The following is a 16,138-nucleotide window of genomic DNA, read 5'->3' on the forward strand; positions in this document are numbered from 1 at the left end:
GTCAGTCCTCAGTTTTTGGTGTTGTAGGATCGGCGTCGTGCAAGTGGCGGGACAGATAAATACCCTGGCCCAGCAGGAACAACAGCGTCATGCCCAGGCTGCCAAATACCTTGAAGTCCACCCAGATGCTCTGGAAGGTGAAGGCCACGAACAGGTTGGCGGCGCCACAGAAAAGAAAAAATACGATCCAGGCGATGTTCAGGCGCGTCCATACCGGATCCGGCAGGGTCAGCGCGTGGCCCATGATGCGCTTGATCAGCAGGCGGTCACCGATGAAATGACTGCCGATGAAGGCCAGGGCGAACAGCCAGTTGACCACCGGAGCTTTCCACTTCAGGAAGGTTTCGCTGTGGAAGGCCAGGGTCAGGCTTCCGAATACCAGGCAGGCAACGAGGGTCAGCCATTGGCTTTTTTCCAGCTTGCGCTGGGAGATGAACAGCGCGCCGTATACCACCACGGAACTGATGATCAACATCGCGGTGGCGCTGTAAATACCGCCTACAGTCAATTCATGGCCGGCGATGTCAACGGTGCGCGGATCAAGTTTGTAAACGATGAAGAACAGCAGAAGCGGGATGAAATCGATGAATTGTTTCACAGTGAGAGCCAGAAGCTGGATGTGGCGGCATAATAACAAACATATGGGCGCGCGATAGCGCCAGCTGATTTGAGGTTACACATCCCCGTGAATGTTGATTTGCACTGCCATAGCACGGCCTCCGACGGCGCTCTTGCGCCTGCGGTACTGGTTGCGCGTGCGTTCGAGAACGGCGTGCGAGTCCTGGCCCTGACCGATCACGACACGCTCGAAGGCCTGGAGGAGGCGCGAACCGCCGCGACCGGCCTGGGCATGCACCTGGTCAACGGTGTCGAGTTGTCCTGCACTTGGGGCGGTGCGACCATTCATGTGCTGGGCTATGGTTTCGACGTCAATGCCGTGCCGTTGGTCGAGGCAATCGCCAGATTGCACGATGGGCGCTGGCTGCGGTCGGAAGAAATAAGCCGCAAGCTCGCGCTAAAAGGCATGCCCGGCGCGCTCGAAGGCGCGCGGCAGATCCAGCAGGCGCTCGGCGATAGCGGTAACGCGCCGGCCCGTCCGCACTTCGCCGACTGGATGGTGCGCGAAGGTTTCGTCAAGGATCGCGCCGAAGCGTTTCGCAAATGGCTGGGCGCGGGCAAGCTGGGTGACGTCAAGCAACACTGGCCGACCCTCGAAGACACCGTTGGCACGCTGCGCGCCGCCGGGGCCTGGGTCAGTCTGGCGCATCCATGGCATTACGATTTCACCCGCAGCAAGCGCCGAAAACTGATTGGCGACTATATTCAAGCAGGCGGGCATGCGATCGAAGTGGTCAATGGCCACCAGCCTGCGGAACAGGTGGGCAGCCTGGCAATCCTTGCCCGGGAGTTCGGTCTGCTGGTCAGTGCCGGCAGTGATTTTCATGGCCCTGGAGGCTGGTCCGAAATCGGTCAATATCGACCGCTGCCGGAGGACCTCCCGCCCTTGTGGGTTCGGTTCAAACATGAGCCAGTTATTGCCGCCGTCTGAACAGGAAGACACTGTGAGTCAATTTTTCCAGATCCATCCGGAAAACCCGCAAGCGCGCCTGATCAAACAGGCTGTCGAGATCATCCGTAAAGGCGGGGTGGTGATTTATCCCACGGACTCTTCCTACGCCATCGGTTGCCAGATCGGCGACAAGAACGCCATCGAGCGTGTCCGCCGTTTGCGTCAGCTCGATGAAAAGCACAACTTTGCGCTGATTTGCAGCGACCTCTCGCAGCTGGGCAATTACGCCAAGATCGACACCGGCACCTTCCGCATTCTCAAAGCCCATTTGCCGGGCCCTTACACGTTCATTCTCAACGCCACCCGCGAAGTGCCGCGCCTGTTGCTGCACCCGAAGAAACGCACCATCGGCTTGCGCGTACCGAGCCATCCCATCGCGCTGGCACTGCTTGCCGAACTGGGCGAGCCGCTGATGAGCGTGACGCTGATCATGCCCGGCGATGAAGACCCGTTGAGCGATCCGTATGAAATGCGCCAGATGCTTGAGCATCAAGTGGACTTGATCATCGATGGCGGTTCCGGTGGGATCAAGGCGTCCACCGTGATCGATCTGACCGGCGATGATCCGGAAGTGGTGCGCGTGGGTTGCGGCGACCCAACGCCGTTCATGGTCGAAGCCTAGATGTCCGCAGTGGAAACCGTTGTCGACCCCCAGGCCGGCGCCCAGCAGGAGCTGCCGTTCGCCATGGTCTACGGCCAGGCGGTCATGGAAATGCCGCTGGATCTGTACATCCCGCCGGACGCCCTGGAAGTTTTCCTTGAAGCCTTCGAAGGGCCGCTCGACCTGCTGCTGTACCTGATCCGCAAACAGAACATCAACATCCTCGACATACCGGTAGCGGAAATCACTCGGCAATACATGGGCTACGTCGAATTGATGCAGTCGGTACGCCTGGAGCTTGCAGCCGAGTACCTGGTGATGGCCGCGATGCTCGCCGAAATCAAGTCGCGGATGCTCTTGCCCCGGGCCGAAACCGTTGAAGACGAAGAAGACGACCCGCGCGCCGAACTGATTCGCCGCTTACAGGAATACGAGCGCTTCAAGGCCGCCGCCGAAGGCATTGATAACCTGAGCCGCGTCGGCCGCGACGTCGTGGTGCCCAAGCTGGACGCGCCGGAAGCCCGGGCGCGCAAGCTGTTGCCCGATGTGGCGCTGGAAGAAATTCTGATGTCCATGGCTGAAGTGTTGCGCCGTGGCGATATGTTCGAAAGCCACCAAGTCAGCCGTGAAGCCTTATCCACCCGCGAGCGCATGAGCGACGTGCTTGAACGCCTGAAGGGTGGCGGCTTTGTGCCGTTCGTCGAGCTATTCACTGCCGAGGAAGGCAAGCTCGGCGTGGTCGTCACCTTTATGGCAATTCTCGAACTGGTCAAGGAATCCTTGGTCGAGCTGGTGCAGAATGAGCCCTTCGCCGCGATTCACGTGCGAGCCCGAGCCGAATAACGAGTCGAAACATGAACCTGACTGATCCCCGCGAGCTGGCGCCCCTGCTTGAAGCCTTTCTGTTGGCCTCGGGAAAGCCGCAATCCCTAGAGCGTCTGTTTGAACTGTTCGAAGAGGGCGAGCGGCCGGAGCCGGCAGTCTTCAAGAAAGCCCTGACGCTCTTGGCCAAGTCTTGCGACGGCCGCGCTTTCGAGCTCAAGGAAATCGCGTCCGGCTATCGTTTGCAAATCCGCGAGAAGTTTTCGCCGTGGGTCGGCCGTTTGTGGGAAGAGCGCCCGCAGCGTTATTCCCGCGCCTTGCTGGAAACCATTGCGCTAATCGCTTACCGCCAGCCAATCACCCGTGGCGAGATCGAAGACGTGCGCGGTGTGGCGGTCAACAGCAATATCGTCAAGACCCTGATCGAGCGCGAGTGGATCCGCATCGTCGGGTACCGCGACGTGCCGGGCAAACCGGCGATGTTCGCCACCACCAAGGCGTTTCTCGACCATTTCAACCTGAAAAATCTCGACGACCTGCCGCCACTCGCCGAACTGCGCGAAATGGAAAGCGACCCGGTGCTCGACTTCGACGACGCCCCGGTGCCCGCCAACTTGCAGGAACTGGCCGACGCCAGCGCCGAGCCGGAGGAAGAAAAAGAAGAAACCAGCTTCCACACCTTGCTGCTGGAACTGGACAGCATGGAGGAGGGGATCAAGACCGATTTCGACGATATGTTGCGGGATGCAGCGGATGGCGAGGCGGTTCCGGCCGATATTGAGCCAGAGCCAGAGCCAGAGCCAGAGCCAGAGCCAGAGCCAGAGCCAGAGCTCGAACCGGAGCGGGAAGACGACATCCTCGGCGTTGCCCAGGCCCGGGAAAAACTCCTTGCCGCCGTTGCCGCCCTCGAGCCACCCATGCCCGAACCTGAAGAGTCCGAGGAAGAAGCCGAAGCCCGTGCACTGGCCGAAGCCATCGAAGCCGAACGCCGCGAGTTCGATGATTGAAACACAGCTGACCCAACTGTAGGAGTGAGCCTGCTCGTGATAGCGGTGTATCAGTCACTCTCTTGATCGAATGTCACACCGCCATCGCGAGCAGGCTCACTCCTACAAGGAACTGTGCCGTTCTGGAGAATTGGATGAGCTCAACCAAAGACCCTTGCATCAGCCTCTGCAAATTCACCGATGACATCTGCCTCGGCTGCGGCCGCAGCAAGCGCGAGATCAAGGCCTGGAAGAAACTCGACAAGGATGACAAGCGCACGGTCTTGGCCGAAGCCGCGCTGCGCCTGATCAAACTCGGCGGCGCCGGTCGGCGGAAAAAGAAATAACCTGGCCTCGATCAGCTAGTCTCTGATGCGCGAACGCCCGCATGCGCGTATGATTCGCGACCCTTCGGCGATCCTTCGCCCGAAAACACAGTTTTCAATGCTTCAGGCGCCGCCTGAACAGACCACACCGGGAGGTGCCCAGATGAGTGACATCAATCAGAAAGACGACCAGGAAATCGGACCTGCAGGCGAAAAGCTGCAGAAAGTCCTCGCCCGTATCGGCGTCGGCTCGCGCCGTGACGTTGAAGCCTGGATCAGCCAGGGCCGCATCAAGGTCAATGGCAAAGACGCCACGCTTGGCCTGCGCGTCGACATGCACGACGCCATCACCATCGATGGCAAAGTGATCAAGCGTGAAGAAGCTGCCGAGTCGGTTCGCCGCGTGATCATGTACAACAAGCCCGATGGCGAAATCTGCACCCGTGACGACCCGGAAGGCCGTCCGACCGTGTTCGACAAGCTGCCGCGTCCGAAAGAAGGCCGCTGGATCAACATCGGTCGTCTCGACATCAACACCACCGGTCTGCTGATGTTCACCACCGACGGTGAGCTGGCCAACCGTTTGATGCACCCGTCCTACGAGATGGACCGTGAGTACGCAGTGCGTGTACGCGGTGAAGTCGATGACGAAATGATCGAACGCCTGAAGGCGGGCGTCGTGCTTGAAGACGGCCCGGCGCGTTTCACCGACATTCAACAGGCTCCGGGTGGCGAAGGCTTCAACCACTGGTATCACTGCGTGGTCATGGAAGGTCGCAACCGTGAGGTTCGTCGTCTGTGGGAATCCCAGGGCCTGGTGGTCAGCCGTCTGAAGCGTGTGCGTTTCGGTCCGGTGTTCCTCAACTCCGACTTGCCGATGGGCCGCTGGCGCGAAATGAGCCAGTACGAAGTCGACGTGTTGAGCGCCGAAGTCGGGCTGACGCCTGTAGCGATGCCGCAACTGAACGCCAAGAGCAAAGACAAGCTTGATCGCATGCAGCGCAAATCGTCGCGTCCGATGGGCAAGACCGAGCGCGTACGGACTTTGCGTCCGGCCACCGCTGGCCCGGCCAGTGGCCCGCGTCAAAGCCGTGAGCCGCAGATCGAAGGCGAACGTCCAGGTCGCAAACCGGCTGCACGTCCGGATGGCGAACGCGCGCCACGCGGCCGTACCGAACGTGGCGAAGGTCGTGCGCCGACCGGTCGTGGTACGCCGGTAGCGGATCGTCCAGCCGACACCGCCAAGCGCCCGGCCAAGCCGGCACCGAAGCGTCCGGGCATCAAACTGGTCGACGGCGACAAGCCATCGGGCAAACGCCGTGGCGCACCGGCAGGCTCGGGTCAGCGTCCGGGCTTCGGGCGCAAAAAGACGGATTGAGGCGGCTTTGAGCTTTGAGCGGTAAGAGAAATACGCCAACCACAGGGTTGGCGTTTTTTTTTGCCTGGCGAAAGTGTTTTTGATGTCCCCATCGCTGGCTTGCCAGCGATGAGGCCAGGAGAAGCACTACCCATATCAACGCTAGAGCACAAAACGCCCGTCAAACACGGGTTTGTCATCCAGCGCCAAAACGCCGCTTGAGAAGATCAGATCCAGGTGATGGCTGCCCTTGGCCCCGCCGCCCAACCCGAGGTGCAAGCCGCAATGGCGCTCTTCGAAACCGGCATTGCGCGCGTAGAGATCCTTCACGCCTTCGTTGGTGCCAATCCCCAGTTCTTCAATTCGCCGGTTCGACGGGTTGGCGTCGAGGTATTTGTTGAAATCATGTTCCAGCCCCGGCACGTCGGTGGCGATGCGGCTGATGGTCGAGTCTTCGATCCACAGCTCCAGCGGTGACTCCAGCACGCCGTATTTGCGCGCAAATGGAATCGTGCTGAGGAAAGTCCCCATGAATTTCACATGGCCGTTGATCGCTTCACTGTGGCTGGCGATTTCGCCGGGGGCCAGGTCGAAGTTGCCGACGCCGTTGATGTCCGTCCATTTCTTGATGCTGCTCAGCGGTGTTTCAAAGCGGGAGCCGTGTTCATCGGTGAACGTGAGGGTGGTGGCCTGAGACATGCGCTGGATCAAATGGCTGTTCAGCCCGGCGATCCGTTGCGGGGTGATGCTGAAGGTGTCGTAGAAATAATCGCCGTAATCCTTGAACAGCAGGGACTTCTTCCAGTTTTCCGCCATCACCGCTTGCAGGGCGCGGACGAAATCCGGGCCGTCGGGGCGCGGGTTGGGCAGGGTGGAAGAGTCGTAGAAGAAAATGTACAGGTCGCTGTCGGCAATTGCCGAGGTCAGTGTCGCGGTGGGTTCCAGATCCAGACGGCGTGCGCTGAAGCTGAAGCGCGGATGGTCGCCAGCCTGTTCGGCGATGGCCCCGGTCAGCGCTTCGTATTCAGCCGTATGACCGAGCAGGATTCTGGCCGAATCGAGGTCGGCGATGGCGGGATGATGTTCGAGGTAGTAGAGAAAATGTGAAATCGCGCGTGGCTTATCCATGAGCCCTCCCTGACGGTCCGTGAAATGGAGCGGCAGGCACGACCGGCCGGATCGTGCCTGCCCGGGAGGGGCTTACAGAGGCCACATCGCCGTGCCGAACGGAACGACCGCGTCAGCTTGCATCATTTCAACGGCGGCTTCATGGGTTGGTGCTTCGAACCATTCGTCCAGTTGCAGTTCGGTGTCCACGTCTTTTTCCAGTACTTGCATGGTCAATCTCCTAGAGACTTTTGAGTGGGGACAACGACGCGCTCCTCATGAGCAAACAGCGCGCTGACTTGCCGGTCGAGGCGGCCGGCAAGACGCTGGAAAGCTAGTTCACGGCTTTTGGGAGTGCAAAAAATTGTCGATTTAATTTTTAAATAAACTTTTTATTCTGTTTTGGCGTTGTCGGTTTTTCATTGCGAAACAAAAAACTAGGCAGCTTATTTGATAGCAAGCTATTTAACGTCAATTTGCAGGCAACTGAAGGACGCGTCTGATTCGGAAAAAATCCGTTACGCGCTGTAAAGATAAGTTTCCGAAAAGAGCCGTTATTGCGAACGTAAGCGCACACGGCAGTGGCCTGTAAGGAAAAGCTGCCGAAGCGGTGCCTGCTTCAAGCGTTACAGGCCTCTGTTCCGCTTGTTTGCGCTGCGATTGAAGGGTGAGATGCCACTCATCCCTGCCGTGCAGGTGCATAACAAAAAGGAGGCGCAATGAACGCCGAAGCTGATCTTCACTTCTCCCGAAAGGACGGTTATTCCATCGTCCCCGTTCATGGCCTGCAAAGGCTTGACTCACATTTTGCAGCCGCTCGAGCGTTTCGAGGCGGACACACGCAATCCCGGCAACCGGCACGCTGATCCAGTGATGTCTGGCAGCAGGGGGTTAGCGGTGTACAATGCGCCGCGTTTTAACTGTGACCCTCTGCGTAATCGCGCAAATTTCAAGGCTATCCGCTTTGTTCACTCCGCCGCGTCACGAGCGTGTCGGGTTCGATTTCGTCACAGATAAAAACAAACAGGTGACGCATGACCGTTGTAAAAACGCTGAATTCCTGGTGCCTGCGCTGGGGTTTGATCGGGGTTGCCTGAAATCGCAACCTTGCAGCAACGTCTTCTGAACATCATCAAACCTTGCGTGAGACCTTTTTCATGAGTGGACAAAACTCACAATCAGGCGAGCTGAAACGCGGCCTGAAAAATCGCCATATTCAACTGATCGCCCTCGGTGGCGCGATCGGTACGGGCTTGTTCCTCGGCTCGGCCGGGGTACTGAAGTCCGCCGGCCCGTCGATGATTCTCGGCTACGCCATCTGCGGCTTCATCGCCTTCATGATCATGCGCCAGCTCGGCGAAATGATTGTCGAAGAGCCGGTGGCCGGTTCCTTCAGCCATTTTGCGCACAAATACTGGGGCGGTTTCGCCGGTTTTCTCTCGGGTTGGAACTGCTGGATCCTGTACATCCTGGTGGGCATGTCCGAGCTGACCGCCGTCGGCAAATACATCCATTACTGGGCGCCGGACATCCCGACCTGGGTCAGCGCCGCTGCGTTTTTCGTGTTGATCAACGCGATCAACCTGGCCAACGTCAAAGTCTTCGGCGAGGCTGAATTCTGGTTCGCGATCATCAAGGTCGTGGCGATTGTCGGCATGATCGCCCTCGGCAGTTATCTGCTGGTCAGCGGTAACGGCGGCCCGCAGGCATCGGTCAGCAATCTCTGGTCGCACGGCGGATTTTTCCCCAATGGCGTCAGCGGTCTAGTGATGGCCATGGCGATCATCATGTTCTCCTTTGGCGGTCTGGAAATGCTTGGCTTCACCGCTGCCGAAGCCGACAAGCCGAAAACCGTGATCCCGAAAGCGATCAATCAGGTGATCTACCGGATCCTGATTTTTTACATCGGCGCCCTGGTGATTCTGCTGTCGCTGACACCGTGGGACAGCTTGCTGACCACGCTGAACGCTTCCGGCGATTCCTACAGCGGCAGCCCGTTCGTGCAGGTTTTTTCGATGCTGGGCAGCAACACCGCTGCGCACATTCTCAACTTCGTCGTATTGACTGCGGCACTCTCGGTGTACAACAGCGGCACGTACTGCAACAGCCGCATGCTGCTGGGCATGGCCGAACAGGGCGATGCGCCGAAAGGTCTGGCGAAAATCGACAAGCGCGGCGTGCCGGTGCGTTCGATTCTGGCCTCGGCGGCGGTGACGTTGATCGCGGTGTTGCTGAACTACCTGATCCCGCAAAGCGCGCTGGAACTGTTGATGTCGCTGGTCGTGGCGACGCTGGTGATCAACTGGGCGATGATCAGCTTCTCGCACTTCAAGTTCCGCCAGCACATGGACAAGACTGGCCAGACGTCGCTGTTCAAGGCGTTGTGGTATCCGTACGGCAACTACGTTTGCCTGGCGTTCGTGGTGTTCATTCTGGGCGTGATGTTGCTGATCCCGGGGATTCAAATCTCGGTGTATGCGATTCCGGTGTGGCTCGTGTTCATGTGGGTTTGTTACGGGATCAAGAACAAGCGCAGCGCACAACAGGCGTTGCACGCGGCGGCGGCTTCCAAGTAAGCGCAATCGCAAAAACAAAAAACCCGGCCAACGCGCCGGGTTTTTTGTGCCCTCGGATTCAGTCGATCCTTTGCAGGAGCGAGCCTGCAAAGGATCTTCATCGGGTTCGGAATCTGTTTCGCGGTATCCTGCATGCTCTGAATACGGACGCTTTTCCATGCTGGTGATTTCCAACAATGTGCATCTGCCGGATGCCGAGATCGAGTTGACCGCCATTCGCGCCCAGGGCGCCGGCGGGCAGAACGTCAACAAGGTGTCGAGCGCCATGCACTTGCGCTTCGACATTCCGGCCTCGTCGTTGCCCGAATTCTATAAGGAGCGGCTCTTGGCCCTGCGCGACAGTCGGATCACCAGCGACGGTGTGTTGATCATCAAGGCCCAGCAATACCGCACGCAGGAACAGAATCGCGCCGATGCATTGGAGCGGTTGGTCGAGCTGATTCTCAGCGCCACCAAAGTCGAAAAGAAACGCCGTCCGACCAAGCCGACACTCGGCTCGAAGAAACGCCGGCTCGAATCGAAAACCAAGCGCGGCAGCATCAAGGCCGGGCGTGGAAAAGTCGATTTCTAGCGCGCCTCGCGTTCTTGCCGATACTTCGGTGCCTGCCGGTACAGATACAGGCTCAGCGCCAGACCACCCAACGCCGCCAGTGCCGCGAAGAGAAAGATCGAAGCAAACCCGAAGCCGGCAGCAATCGCCCCCGCCAGCGGCCCGGTGATCCCCAGCGACAAATCGATAAACAGTGAATAGGCACCGACCGCCGCGCCACGGCTCGACGCTGGCACCAGGTTCACCGCTTCAACGCCCAACGCCGGAAACACCAGCGAGAACCCGAAGCCGCTCAATGCCGCCCCGGCCAATGCCCAATGGGCATCCGGCGCCAACCACAACAGCAGCAAGCCCAAGGTCTCCACTGACAGACAGGCAATCGCCACACGAAAGCCGCCCAGGCGATTGATGAGATTGCCAAACAGCAGCCGCGCACCAATGAAGCTGGCGCCGAACAGGCTCAGGCACAGTACGGCGTTTTCCCAATGCCGAGTCGCGTAATACAGGGTGATGAACGTAGCGATAGTGCCGAAGCCAATCGAGCCGAGCGCCAGGCCGCAGCCGTGCGGGAACACCCGGCCCAACACATGCATGAACGGCAAGCGCTCACCGACGACAATCGGCGCGGCGGTTTTTGGCCAGGCCAGCAGCACGCCGAGCACCGCCAGCAACATGATGCTCACGCCCATGCTCCACAAGCCGAAACGGCTGACCAGCCATACCCCGAACGGTGCGCCGATGGCCAATGCGCCATAACTGGCGATGCCGTTCCAGGAAATCACCTTGGCGGTGTTCGCCGCGCCGACGCGGCCGATGCCCCAACCGATTGAGCCGGAGCCGACCAGGCTTTCCGCGCTGCCGAGCACCAGTCGGCCGATGAGCAGGCTGATCAGGCTGACCATCGGCATGTTCGGCGTCCACGCCGACACCAGCATGAAAACACCGCTCAAGCCGCAACCGGCCAGGCCATACATCACCGCCAGTTTGCTGCCCTTGTTGTCGATGATTTTGCCCGCGTACGGACGACTGAGCAGGGTGGCGAGGTATTGCACGCTGATCACCAGGCCGGCGATCACGGCGCCAAACCCCAGGTCGCTGTGGACATAGCCGGGCAGTACGGCGAGCGGAATGCCGATGTTGAGGTAACCGATGAAGGTGAACAGGACGATGGAAACGACTTGCAGCGTGACCGCCAGGGGGCGCTGGTTTTCTGGCATGGGTAAAGGTCCACGGGGGCAGCAGGATAGATAGGCTGCTTATGATACCGGCGCGTGCGAGTCAGGGGCGGGGAAAAGTAAAACTATTTGCCGGATGGGAGTTCAGGCCTTAGGTGGGGCAACCAGTTGCGTCGTGACCAAGGCGGCGAGGGCGTTTTCTTCGCTGCCGAAACGGGCGAGCAGGGCGGCTTGTTTCTCCGGGGAGAGACGGTTCCAGATCTCGATCATTTTCTCGGTGGCGCCGATCAGGACGGCGGCTTGGCTTTCGGAAAATTCGTCGGTCATGGCGGGCTCGGTTTCAGGCAGTGTGGAAAGCGCATGTTAGCGCTTTCCACACGGTCTGTACGGCGGGTGTTTCAGTCGTTGCTGTCGGCCGGACGGCTTTCAGCGGCTTCTTTCGGCTCGGGCTGTTGGGCACCGGCTTGTTGCGTGGTCGTCTGCTCAGGTTCGTGCAGGCTTGGGAAGGGGAGATTAGGAATCTCGTGCATGGTTGCGCTCCTCGCTAAGTCTGTTGATAGATCTGGTAGATCCGCGCTTTTAGAAAGCTTGCGAAGGATACAGCAGTAAAAATGACAATAAGACCTTTAATTCAATTTATTGCGACAAATGGCCGCAGGGGGGCGCCAGAAGAATGTTACTGATCGTTCCCGCGCGGAGCGTGGGAACGATCATCAACCATTATTGGCTGACGTCGGCGATGGCTTGCGCGAGCAAGGCCAGCCGCGTGGCGTCAATGCCGGCGACGTTGGCCCGGCCCGTGCCGACCATGTACACGCTGTGATGGTCGCGCAGGTTTTTCACCTGTTCCGGCGAGAGGCCGGTGTAGGAGAACATCCCGCGCTGCGTGCCGACGTGCGCATAACGCTCGCGCAAACCGTGTGGCTCCAGTGCTTCCACCAGGCCGCTGCGCAGTTGCGCGATGCGCGAACGCATGGCCTCCACTTCATCGGCCCAGCGCGCTTTCAATTCCGGATCGTCGAGAATGGTCGCCACCACTGCCGCACCGTGATCCGGCGGCGTTGACCACAGGTTGCGGGCGATGTTGGCCAGTTGGCTGCGGATGTCGATGAGCTTGTCGGCGGTTTTCGCGCAGACGATCAGCGCACCGGTGCGGTCGCGGTAGAGGCCGAAGTTTTTCGAGCAGGAACTGGTGATCAGCACTTCCGGCAGTTCAGCGGCAAACAGCCGGGTCGACCACGCGTCCTGTTCCAGACCGTCGCCAAAACCCTGATAGGCGAAGTCGATCAACGGCAGCAAATCGCGACGACGCACAACGTCCAGCACACGACGCCAGTCGTCATGGCTCAGGTCGAAACCGGTCGGGTTGTGGCAGCAGGCGTGCAGCAATACCACGTCGCCCTTGGGCACTTCGTTGAGCACCGCGAGCATTGCTTCGACATCGAGACGGTTGTCGCTGCCCACATAAGGGTAGTGGCTGACCTTGACTCCGGCCGCCGCGAAAATCGTTTCGTGGATCGGCCACGTCGGATTGCTCAGCCAGACGCCACGGCCCGGCAGGCACTGGGCGATGAAGTCGGCACTCAGGCGCAGTGCACCGGTTCCGCCCGGAGTCTGTGTGGCGCCGACGCGTTGCTCGGTGATCAAGGCTGAATCGGCACCGAGCACCAGTTCATTGATGACTTTACCGAATAGCGGATTACCGTGACCGCCGATGTAAGTCTTGGTGTTCTGACTTTCAACCAGACGCGCCTCGGCGATTTTCACCGCTTCGGGGATCGGCGTCAGGCCTTGGGCATCTTTATAGACGCCAACGCCGAGGTCGAACTTGCGTGGGTTGGCGTCCTGAGCGTAAGCCTCCATGAGGCCCAGAATCGGGTCGCCGGGAACTCGGCCGATGGCGTCGAAATGCATTACTTGCGTCCTTCTGCGGTCTTGGCCACTTCGTCAGTGCGCGCTGCCATGATGAAGTCGTTGCGGTGCAGGCCTTTGATCGAGTGGCTCCACCAGGTCACGGTGACTTTGCCCCACTCGGTCAGCAGGCCCGGATGGTGACCTTCAGCCTCGGAAATTTCGCCGACGGCGTTGGTGAACGCCAGCGCGTGTTTGAAATTCTTGAACAGGAAAACTTTCTCCAGTTGCATCACGCCGTCGCGCACTTCGATGTTCCAGTCAGGGATCTGCTTGATCAGGATCGGCAGTTCTTCGTCGCTGACTTGTGGCGCATCGGCACGGCAGGCTTCGCAGTGGGCTTGGTTCAGAGCGTTCATGGTGAGTTCCTGAATTCGGTTCTTATTGGAAAATACGGGTTTTGCGCGCAAGTCGCGAGCGGGATCTGCTCAGGCCGCTTTCGGCTTGGGCGGAAATTTCGGTGCATGCAGACCCAACTGCATGCCTTGCTTGACCATGCTCATGATGTCTTCGTGGGCAAGATCGAACAGGCGCTTGAGGTTGGGCAGGACAAAGTACAGCGGTTGCAGTATGTCGATGCGATACGGGGTGCGCATGGCTTCCAGCGGATCGAAGGCCTGGTGCTCGGGCTCGTCCGACAGGGAGTAAACGGTTTCTTTCGGCGAAGATAAAATGCCGCCGCCATAGATGCGCTGGCCTTGCGGGGTGTCGACCAGGCCGAATTCGATGGTCATCCAGTACAGGCGCGCCAGATAAACGCGTTCTTCCTTGCTGGCTTGCAGACCAAGCTTGCCGTAGGTGTGGGTGAATTCGGCGAACCACGGATTGGTCAGCAGCGGGCAGTGACCAAAGATCTCATGGAAAATATCGGGTTCTTGCAAGTAATCCAGTTCTTCGCGGGTGCGTATAAATGTCGCCACTGGAAATTGCTTGCTGGCGAGCAGCTCGAAGAACGTCTGAAAAGGGATCAGCGCCGGAACGCGGGCGACCTGCCAGCCCGTGGTCTCGCCAAGGACTTTATTGATTTCGCCCAGTTGCGGAATGCGGTCGTGAGGCAGGCCGAGTTTTTCGATGCCGTCGAGATATTCCTGGCAGGCGCGACCCTCGATCACTTTCAACTGGCGGGTGATCAGCGTGTTCCACACCGCGTGTTCTTCGGCGGGGTAGTCGATAAAACCTTGCGCATCGGGCTCGCGGGCCACGTAGTGCGTCTGCTTCATGCAGCTCTCCTGCTAGGGGATGCGATTATTGTTATGTGTAGCGATGGACATAGGAATAACGCAGGAAGTGCCGGGTTGCAGCTGGGCGAGGCGAGCCTTACGTCTGGACAAAGTGGTGATTTTGTAAAGTATTCGTTACGAAATTCGACGGGCTTAGCAATCTTGGCGATTGGAGGGCTTGAATGTGCGCATTTCTGTCACATAATCTTGACGATTATCTGCGCGCTTCGGTAGAAAGCCGTGGCGAATTCCCTGTAGGAGCGAGCCTGCTCGCGATAGCAGACTGTCATTCAACATCAATGTCGCGTGATGCGCCGCCATCGCGAGCAGGCTCACTCCTACAGGGTCCATCGTTTTAACCAGGTCTTTCATATGCGTATCAAAGTCCATTGCCAGAACCGCATCGGCATCCTGCGTGACATTCTCAATCTGTTGGTCGAGTACGGCATCAACGTCGCCCGTGGCGAAGTCGGTGGTGAGCACGGCAACGCGATCTACCTGCATTGCCCGAACCTGATCAACATCCAGTTCCAGGCATTGCGTCCGAAGTTTGAGGCGATCGGCGGGGTATTCGGCGTCAAGCGTGTGGGACTGATGCCCAGCGAGCGTCGGCATATGGAGCTCAACGCTTTGCTGGGGGCATTGGAGTTTCCGGTGCTGTCGATCGACATGGGCGGCTCTATCGTTGCGGCGAACCGCGCGGCGGCGCAATTGCTCGGCGTGCGGGTGGACGAGGTGCCGGGGATTCCGTTGTCGCGTTACGCCGAGGATTTCGACTTGCCGGAGCTGGTGCGTGCCAACAAATCGCGAATCAATGGCATGCGCGTGAAGGTCAAGGGTGACGTGTTTCTCGCTGACATCGCGCCTTTGCAATCGGAACACGACGACAGTGAAGCCATGGCTGGCGCGGTATTGACGCTGCACCGCGCCGACCGGGTCGGCGAGCGCATCTATAACGTGCGCAAGCAAGAGCTGCGCGGCTTCGACAGCATTTTCCAGAGTTCGAAAGTGATGGCGGCGGTGGTGCGCGAGGCTCGACGCATGGCACCGCTGGATGCGCCGCTATTGATTGAGGGGGAAACCGGCACCGGTAAAGAATTGCTGGCTCGCGCCTGTCACCTCGCCAGTCCGCGTGGGCAGTCGCCGCTGATGGCGCTCAATTGCGCGGGTTTGCCGGAATCGATGGCCGAAACCGAATTGTTCGGCTACGGCCCCGGTGCTTTCGAAGGCGCGCGCGCGGAAGGCAAGTTGGGGCTGCTGGAACTGACGGCGGGCGGCACGCTGTTTCTCGATGGCGTAGGAGAAATGAGCCCGCGCTTGCAGGTGAAATTACTGCGCTTTCTGCAGGACGGCTGCTTCCGTCGTGTGGGAAGTGATGAAGAGGTTTACCTCGATGTGAGGGTGATCTGCGCAACGCAGGTGGATTTGTCCGAACTCTGCGCCCGAGGTGAATTCCGTCAGGATTTGTACCATCGCCTGAACGTGCTTTCTCTGCACATTCCGCCCCTGCGCGAATGCCTCGACGGATTGGCGCCGCTGGTGGAGCACTTCCTCGACCAGGCGAGCCGGCAGATCGGTTGCTCGCTGCCGAAACTGGCGCCGGCAGCGATGGATCGACTCAGCCATTACCATTGGCCGGGCAACGTGCGGCAACTGGAGAACGTGCTGTTTCAGGCGGTGTCGCTGTGCGACGGCGGCACGGTCAAGGCCGAACATATTCGTTTGCCGGATTACGGTGTGCGTCAGCCGCTGGGCGATTTTTCGCTGGACGGTGGGCTCGACGAAATCGTCGGGCGCTTCGAAAAAGCGGTGCTGGAAAGGCTGTATTCCGAGCACCCTAGCAGCCGGCAACTGGGCAAACGGCTGGGGGTTTCACACACCACGATTGCCAACAAGTTGCGTGAGTATGAAGTGGGCAAGGACAGCCAACCCTAAGA

18 protein-coding genes are annotated in these 16,138 nt (G+C 59.3%); 9 read left to right on the forward strand and 9 right to left on the reverse strand.

Translation table 11 applies throughout. The annotated features are described in order from the left end of the window. Window position 1: 1 nt before the first annotated feature. Window positions 2-598, reverse strand: coding sequence for a septation protein A (locus GIW69_RS05925; protein ID WP_236481208.1), 597 nt, complete (start codon window positions 596-598; stop codon window positions 2-4). Window positions 599-685: 87 nt separating this feature from the next. Here GIW69_RS05925 and GIW69_RS05930 point away from each other — a divergent pair, with 87 nt between their 5' ends. The 6 genes from GIW69_RS05930 (at window position 686) to rluB (ending at window position 5,683) form a co-directional block, all read left to right on the forward strand. Continuing rightward, window positions 686-1,549 carry a PHP domain-containing protein gene (locus GIW69_RS05930; RefSeq protein ID WP_236481209.1) on the forward strand — a complete coding sequence of 288 codons (864 nt, stop codon included), beginning with the start codon at window positions 686-688 and terminating at the stop codon, window positions 1,547-1,549. 13 nt (window positions 1,550-1,562) lie between these two features. Further along, window positions 1,563-2,192: an L-threonylcarbamoyladenylate synthase gene (locus GIW69_RS05935; protein ID WP_236481210.1), complete on the forward strand. Its 630-nt coding sequence runs from the start codon at window positions 1,563-1,565 to the stop codon at window positions 2,190-2,192. Then, window positions 2,193-3,014, forward strand: coding sequence for a segregation and condensation protein A (locus GIW69_RS05940; RefSeq protein ID WP_496570897.1), 822 nt, complete (start codon window positions 2,193-2,195; stop codon window positions 3,012-3,014). Window positions 3,015-3,025: 11 nt separating this feature from the next. Further along, window positions 3,026-4,000, forward strand: a complete 975-nt coding sequence (gene scpB, locus GIW69_RS05945; RefSeq protein ID WP_236481211.1) for an SMC-Scp complex subunit ScpB — start codon at window positions 3,026-3,028, stop codon at window positions 3,998-4,000. 134 nt (window positions 4,001-4,134) lie between these two features. Then, the gene (locus GIW69_RS05950) at window positions 4,135-4,326 is read left to right on the forward strand and encodes a DUF1289 domain-containing protein (protein WP_007919669.1); all 192 of its coding nucleotides are present in this window, start codon (window positions 4,135-4,137) and stop codon (window positions 4,324-4,326) included. Window positions 4,327-4,468: 142 nt separating this feature from the next. Then, on the forward strand, window positions 4,469-5,683 hold the full coding sequence (gene rluB / locus GIW69_RS05955) for a 23S rRNA pseudouridine(2605) synthase RluB (RefSeq protein ID WP_236481212.1): 1,215 nt from the start codon (window positions 4,469-4,471) through the stop codon (window positions 5,681-5,683). A gap of 141 nt (window positions 5,684-5,824) precedes the next feature. On the opposite strand, the gene GIW69_RS05960 is transcribed toward rluB, so the two are convergent. Both GIW69_RS05960 and GIW69_RS05965 read right to left on the reverse strand, forming a co-directional pair. Then, a complete protein-coding gene (locus GIW69_RS05960) occupies window positions 5,825-6,790 on the reverse strand; it encodes a CgnE/CgnB domain-containing protein (protein ID WP_236481213.1) in 966 nt (321 codons plus the stop codon). 72 nt (window positions 6,791-6,862) lie between these two features. Continuing rightward, window positions 6,863-7,000, reverse strand: coding sequence for a hypothetical protein (locus GIW69_RS05965; protein WP_236481214.1), 138 nt, complete (start codon window positions 6,998-7,000; stop codon window positions 6,863-6,865). Window positions 7,001-7,926: 926 nt separating this feature from the next. On the opposite strand from GIW69_RS05965, the gene GIW69_RS05970 reads away from it, so the two are divergent. After that, window positions 7,927-9,345, forward strand: coding sequence for an amino acid permease (locus tag GIW69_RS05970; protein WP_236481215.1), 1,419 nt, complete (start codon window positions 7,927-7,929; stop codon window positions 9,343-9,345). A gap of 157 nt (window positions 9,346-9,502) precedes the next feature. Next, the gene (gene arfB, locus GIW69_RS05975; RefSeq protein ID WP_236481216.1) at window positions 9,503-9,916 is read left to right on the forward strand and encodes an alternative ribosome rescue aminoacyl-tRNA hydrolase ArfB; all 414 of its coding nucleotides are present in this window, start codon (window positions 9,503-9,505) and stop codon (window positions 9,914-9,916) included. Here the strand turns inward: arfB and GIW69_RS05980 are convergent. The 6 genes from GIW69_RS05980 to phhA all read right to left on the reverse strand — a co-directional run bounded on the left by GIW69_RS05980 (window position 9,913) and on the right by phhA (window position 14,201). Continuing rightward, window positions 9,913-11,112 (reverse strand): MFS transporter, encoded by a 1,200-nt coding sequence (locus GIW69_RS05980; protein ID WP_236481217.1) that lies wholly within the window; start codon window positions 11,110-11,112, stop codon window positions 9,913-9,915. The two genes, arfB and GIW69_RS05980, sit on opposite strands and share 4 nt — an antisense overlap. Window positions 11,113-11,214: 102 nt before the next feature. Beyond that, complete coding sequence (locus tag GIW69_RS05985; protein ID WP_236481218.1) at window positions 11,215-11,397, reverse strand: hypothetical protein; 183 nt, start codon at window positions 11,395-11,397, stop codon at window positions 11,215-11,217. A gap of 71 nt (window positions 11,398-11,468) precedes the next feature. Continuing rightward, on the reverse strand, window positions 11,469-11,600 hold the full coding sequence (locus GIW69_RS26200; protein WP_268945377.1) for a hypothetical protein: 132 nt from the start codon (window positions 11,598-11,600) through the stop codon (window positions 11,469-11,471). A gap of 190 nt (window positions 11,601-11,790) precedes the next feature. Continuing rightward, window positions 11,791-12,984, reverse strand: coding sequence for an amino acid aminotransferase (locus tag GIW69_RS05990; protein ID WP_236481219.1), 1,194 nt, complete (start codon window positions 12,982-12,984; stop codon window positions 11,791-11,793). Continuing rightward, entirely contained in the window at window positions 12,984-13,340 is a 357-nt protein-coding gene (locus tag GIW69_RS05995) for a 4a-hydroxytetrahydrobiopterin dehydratase (RefSeq protein ID WP_236481220.1), read from the reverse strand. Before GIW69_RS05995 ends, GIW69_RS05990 begins: the two co-directional genes overlap by 1 nt. Before the next feature lie 69 nt (window positions 13,341-13,409). Next, window positions 13,410-14,201, reverse strand: coding sequence for a phenylalanine 4-monooxygenase (gene phhA, locus GIW69_RS06000; RefSeq protein ID WP_236481221.1), 792 nt, complete (start codon window positions 14,199-14,201; stop codon window positions 13,410-13,412). A gap of 372 nt (window positions 14,202-14,573) precedes the next feature. On the opposite strand from phhA, the gene GIW69_RS06005 reads away from it, so the two are divergent. Then, the gene (locus GIW69_RS06005; protein WP_236481222.1) at window positions 14,574-16,136 is read left to right on the forward strand and encodes a sigma-54-dependent transcriptional regulator; all 1,563 of its coding nucleotides are present in this window, start codon (window positions 14,574-14,576) and stop codon (window positions 16,134-16,136) included. Window positions 16,137-16,138 lie beyond the last annotated feature (2 nt).

It is taken from the genome of Pseudomonas syringae (genome assembly GCF_021605415.1).
In the GTDB taxonomy this organism is placed as follows: domain Bacteria; phylum Pseudomonadota; class Gammaproteobacteria; order Pseudomonadales; family Pseudomonadaceae; genus Aquipseudomonas; species Aquipseudomonas syringae_S.

Coding starts and splice junctions, on each gene's coding strand:
- GIW69_RS05940 (WP_496570897.1), top strand. CDS start 2,193: ATGTCCGCAGTGGAAACCGTTGTCGACCCCCAGGCCGGCGCCCAGCAG.
- scpB (WP_236481211.1), top strand. CDS start 3,026: ATGAACCTGACTGATCCCCGCGAGCTGGCGCCCCTGCTTGAAGCCTTT.
- GIW69_RS05950 (WP_007919669.1), top strand. CDS start 4,135: ATGAGCTCAACCAAAGACCCTTGCATCAGCCTCTGCAAATTCACCGAT.
- rluB (WP_236481212.1), top strand. CDS start 4,469: ATGAGTGACATCAATCAGAAAGACGACCAGGAAATCGGACCTGCAGGC.
- GIW69_RS05960 (WP_236481213.1), bottom strand. CDS start 6,790: ATGGATAAGCCACGCGCGATTTCACATTTTCTCTACTACCTCGAACAT.
- GIW69_RS05965 (WP_236481214.1), bottom strand. CDS start 7,000: ATGCAAGTACTGGAAAAAGACGTGGACACCGAACTGCAACTGGACGAA.
- GIW69_RS05970 (WP_236481215.1), top strand. CDS start 7,927: ATGAGTGGACAAAACTCACAATCAGGCGAGCTGAAACGCGGCCTGAAA.
- arfB (WP_236481216.1), top strand. CDS start 9,503: ATGCTGGTGATTTCCAACAATGTGCATCTGCCGGATGCCGAGATCGAG.
- GIW69_RS05980 (WP_236481217.1), bottom strand. CDS start 11,112: ATGCCAGAAAACCAGCGCCCCCTGGCGGTCACGCTGCAAGTCGTTTCC.
- GIW69_RS05985 (WP_236481218.1), bottom strand. CDS start 11,397: ATGACCGACGAATTTTCCGAAAGCCAAGCCGCCGTCCTGATCGGCGCC.
- GIW69_RS26200 (WP_268945377.1), bottom strand. CDS start 11,600: ATGCACGAGATTCCTAATCTCCCCTTCCCAAGCCTGCACGAACCTGAG.
- GIW69_RS05990 (WP_236481219.1), bottom strand. CDS start 12,984: ATGCATTTCGACGCCATCGGCCGAGTTCCCGGCGACCCGATTCTGGGC.
- GIW69_RS05995 (WP_236481220.1), bottom strand. CDS start 13,340: ATGAACGCTCTGAACCAAGCCCACTGCGAAGCCTGCCGTGCCGATGCG.
- phhA (WP_236481221.1), bottom strand. CDS start 14,201: ATGAAGCAGACGCACTACGTGGCCCGCGAGCCCGATGCGCAAGGTTTT.
- GIW69_RS06005 (WP_236481222.1), top strand. CDS start 14,574: ATGCGTATCAAAGTCCATTGCCAGAACCGCATCGGCATCCTGCGTGAC.